Source organism: Streptomyces sp. KR55 (genome assembly GCF_052245645.1).
Classification (GTDB): domain Bacteria; phylum Actinomycetota; class Actinomycetes; order Streptomycetales; family Streptomycetaceae; genus Streptomyces; species Streptomyces flavusporus.
The window spans coordinates 1-3,576 of sequence record NZ_JBQQCE010000693.1 but is presented as its reverse complement, the minus strand read 5'-3'; the positions used below and the strand labels follow the sequence as shown (position 1 = coordinate 3,576).

Annotated in this window: 3 protein-coding genes and 2 pseudogenes; 1 reads left to right on the top strand and 4 read right to left on the bottom strand. The window is 68.3% G+C overall.

What is annotated here, in order from left to right:
* Window positions 1–127 precede the first annotated feature (127 nt).
* The 4 genes and pseudogenes from ACTWQJ_RS48475 to ACTWQJ_RS48460 all read right to left on the bottom strand — a co-directional run.
* A pseudogene (locus ACTWQJ_RS48475) lies at window positions 128–289 on the bottom strand (transposase); the annotation flags it as partial.
* A 59-nt stretch (window positions 290–348) separates the two neighbouring features.
* Window positions 349–768 (bottom strand): RacP protein, encoded by a 420-nt coding sequence (locus ACTWQJ_RS48470; RefSeq protein WP_443312748.1) that lies wholly within the window; start codon window positions 766–768, stop codon window positions 349–351.
* Window positions 769–770: 2 nt separating this feature from the next.
* Window positions 771–1,772, bottom strand: a complete 1,002-nt coding sequence (locus tag ACTWQJ_RS48465; protein WP_443312747.1) for a DUF6192 family protein — start codon at window positions 1,770–1,772, stop codon at window positions 771–773.
* 765 nt (window positions 1,773–2,537) lie between these two features.
* Entirely contained in the window at window positions 2,538–3,134 is a 597-nt protein-coding gene (locus ACTWQJ_RS48460) for a hypothetical protein (protein ID WP_443312746.1), read from the bottom strand.
* A 159-nt stretch (window positions 3,135–3,293) separates the two neighbouring features.
* Here ACTWQJ_RS48460 and ACTWQJ_RS48455 point away from each other — a divergent pair.
* A pseudogene (locus ACTWQJ_RS48455) lies at window positions 3,294–3,576 on the top strand (GNAT family N-acetyltransferase); the annotation flags it as partial.

The window sequence follows — 3,576 nt, the reverse complement described above, 5'->3', positions numbered from 1 at the left end:
CCCGCCATCCGGTCTCGCAGTACATCGTGCGCAAGAAAGACCAGGTCAGGCGAGGCACACGACAGGTTCCGGAGAAGGTCATCACCCTTACGCCCGCGATACTTCAGTAGCTCAAGCAACGGCATTGGCCGGTGTCTACGACGTATCGGATCGCGTCGACGATCTCGCGGCGAGGGTGCTTCTCCGGCCGGCCGCCTTTGCTGGTTTCGCAGGCCGGGGTGGGCAACAGCGGTTCGAGAAGGGCCCATTCGGCGTTGGTGGTGTCCGAGGGGTAGCGGCGTCGGCGCATGGCGGGAGTGCCTTCGAACGAGTGTGACGGGACCGCCCGCAGGGCGGTCCCGCCACAGGTCAGGAGCTGTTGATGAGGTCGAGGGTGGACTCGATGGAGTTGAGCTGGGCGACGATGTGCTTGACCCACTTGTCGCCGGGGTGGGCGGCGGCGTGCGGGGCGACGGTGCCGGTGATGAACCGGCGGAACTCGGTCAGCTTCTCCCTGACCACGGCCCGTTCGTAAGCCTCCAGCACCGCCCGCTCGGCGCCGAGCTGGTAGCCCGACTGGCGGGTCCAGGTCAGCGGGGGCCAGCCCTTCTCCGCGGCCTGGTCCTTCAACGCGGCGAGGCCCGAGCGGACCTGGCTGGCGGACAGGTCGCTGGCGCGTACCAGCTGAGGGAAATCAAGGCCGGCGGGTCTGGCCTCGAACAGCACGAACCGCAGGGTGTCCGCGTGGCGTCTGGCGGCATCGCCCCGTCGCCGTGAGGCGCGGGGCATCCTCATTCGCCCTTGAGCAGACGGGCCAGCTCGTCGTCGACGTCGACCTTGCCGGTGTCGACGGCCGTCTCGATCCAGTCCAGCGTCGCCCTCACCCGGGCGACGTTCTCGTGCACAATCGTGCGTTCGTCGCCGTTGAGAGTGCGGTCCCGCAGGCCGGGGACGGTCCGGCCGGCGGCGGCCACGAAGGAGTGGCAGGCGGTGACCAGGTCCAGGAACTCCACCGACCGGTCGATCGCACGGACGGCCGGGGCGACTGGGCTGGTGCGGTCGAAGTCCTCACGGGCTTGCCGACTACGTTCGACCTGGGCATGGTTGACCTGGAAGCGGGCGGTGTCGTCGCTCATCGCCTTGAACGCGACATCCGGCCTGCGCAGCAGGCTCGTCGCGGCGGTCGCCGCGACCGACTCGTCCCGTGTGAACTCCTCCACCACCCGGACCTTGTCCTCCGCCGACACTTTGGCCGCGACCTGCGGACGCTTGAGGAAGTCAGTGGTAACCGCCGCAGCGACCTCCTCGTCCCTGGCCAGCGAATGGATCGCGGTGACCTTCTCCTGCGGCGTGATCGGGGTCTCGACCTGCTGACCCACGCGCCGGCTCGCGTCGTCCGTGGTCCACCGGGCCTTGCCGTCCGGCGGCGTCCCGATCGCCGCAAAGCGTTCCGCCTCGTCCTCGATGTTCGCCAAGGCCCGGTGGACCGTGTACGACGCCGTCTTCGGACTGCGGTGTTCCTTCGGCCAGCGGGAGGCCACCCACCTGGTGGTCTTCACCGTGGCGACCGACAGCCCGATGTCGTCGGCCAGCCGCTTCAGCGACGCCTCGACTGTCCACTCCGGCTCCGCCATCGGTCCGCCCCGCTGCCTCATCGGCTCGATCTCCAGAGCGCGGTCACCGATCGTGAACTGCCCGCGCGCCTGCTGTTCGACCACATCCCGCAGCTCGGCGACGATCTGTTCGTAACGGGACTGGCTGACGCTCCCGACCTTCTCTGCCACTTCGGTCATGGTGTCTCACCACCAACTGCGGGCCAGGGCACGGCACGTGGGGCCGCGACGGGACAGGGCCCGCTTCCAAGCCGAGAGTCAGACCGAAAATCCTAAGATAACAACGAATGACCGCAAATGGCAGGTCGGCGACCGAAGTTGGACCCGAGATGCGTTCGCCGAACGGTTCCGCCCGGCGCCTCCAAGCCCTCACCTTGCACCGCGGCGAGCAGAACACCGCATCCGAGCGACGGTCGACGCCAGCCACCCAGCGCGCCCTGCACTCCGGGCACTCCACCTCGCCCGAACCGTCCCGGACGGCCGCCAGACGCCGGCGCAAACGCCATTCCCGACGCCACTGCCTGGACCGGCACACCGACGAACAGAACTCCGCCCCGGGCCGGGCTCCCGGCCTCAACCGTTCCCCGCAGCCCCGGCAGATCCGCTCCCCGGCCCGACCGGCGTCCTCGGACACGAAGCCAGCGTAGGACTCCAGGCTACGCAGAACTGGGGCTTAGAAACATGCACTGAAGGACAACGCCCGTCTCCTGGCGCGCTGTTGGGCCCTGGGCGCCCGGGTCCGGCATGGTGCCGGCCGGGAGGAGGGAGACGCCTGTGGGCGAGCGCATCAGGCCGAGGGGGGCCAGCAGGATCGCGCGGCGTGTGCGGTTGTGGCTGGGGCCGGTCTCGGCCACCGCGTACTGGGGCTACCGACGGAATTCCTTGACCTGCGAGAACGCGGCTCGCGTTGGGTGGATTTCCCGCGCTGAGGTGTGAGGGTTCCCGTCAGAACTTGCCCATATGCTCCACTGTGCGGTGCCCCAGCTGCTGGCTGAACGTCGCGCAGAAGCCGGCGGAAAGCGGCGGCCAGCCCCAGAAGTCGAAGGCGAGGGCGCCCACCGCGAAATTGGACTCCCATTGCCACTCGGTGACCGAGACCGAGGCACCGCAGGTGGAGCAGGGGGCACTCCCCTCACCCGTTTCCTTCCAGGCGGCGATGCCGTCCTTGAACGGCTGCCAGACCTCCTCGTCCGCCTCGAACTCCTCGGGATAGTTGATGATCACGGTCTTGGTCTCGCACCGCGGACAGACGGCGAACTCCGCATCGTCAACTCCCTGACCGCCGACGTGGTAGTCGCGCCCGACGATGACGGCCACCGGGCCTGGCAGCCAGTCCGGGTCCGATGAGTCGGCAACGGCTCGCGCCCAGTTGGGACCTGGTACATAGCCCTCGTCCACGGTCAGGCTGTACACCCCGTCGCTGGACAGCTCCCGCGTGATCAGGCCCTCGGTGACCATCCAGTCGACCATCCGCTCCGCGAGCGGCCCGGCCTCCTCGCCGGTCACCTCAACATCGATGATCCGCTCAAAGCGGTCACCCATCGTCTCCACCGCCTATCGATCAGTCTTGGACACTGTGCCACGGCATTTCGATATGTGGCTAGGAGCATGGGTCAGTAACGGCCTGGCTGCAGCCGAGGCTGGAGCGCGGGGTCTCGGCTGGGCTTAGGGCTGGCTAGGCTGCCGGTCATGAATCCGGCCATGACCAGCGGTGTGACCACTGAGCCCGCCATCCTTGACGCTATGGAGCTGACTTCCGATCCGGAGCTGGAGGTCCGGTTTGCGGAGTCGGCCCACCAGATCCTGGCGGACCTGGTCAGTGGAGGTGCCGCGCTGGGCTGGGTCGAACCACCCTCGCGGGATGAGGTGGCGGAACTTCTCGGCCATGTCGTCTCTGCGGTGCAGGCCGGGGATGCGGCCCTGCGTGTCGCTTACCTCGACCGTCGGTTTGTCGGGCTGGGGTACTGGCTCCGCTACGCCCGGC

Coding starts and splice junctions, on each gene's coding strand:
- ACTWQJ_RS48470 (WP_443312748.1), bottom strand. CDS start 768: ATGCCCCGCGCCTCACGGCGACGGGGCGATGCCGCCAGACGCCACGCG.
- ACTWQJ_RS48465 (WP_443312747.1), bottom strand. CDS start 1,772: ATGACCGAAGTGGCAGAGAAGGTCGGGAGCGTCAGCCAGTCCCGTTAC.
- ACTWQJ_RS48460 (WP_443312746.1), bottom strand. CDS start 3,134: ATGGGTGACCGCTTTGAGCGGATCATCGATGTTGAGGTGACCGGCGAG.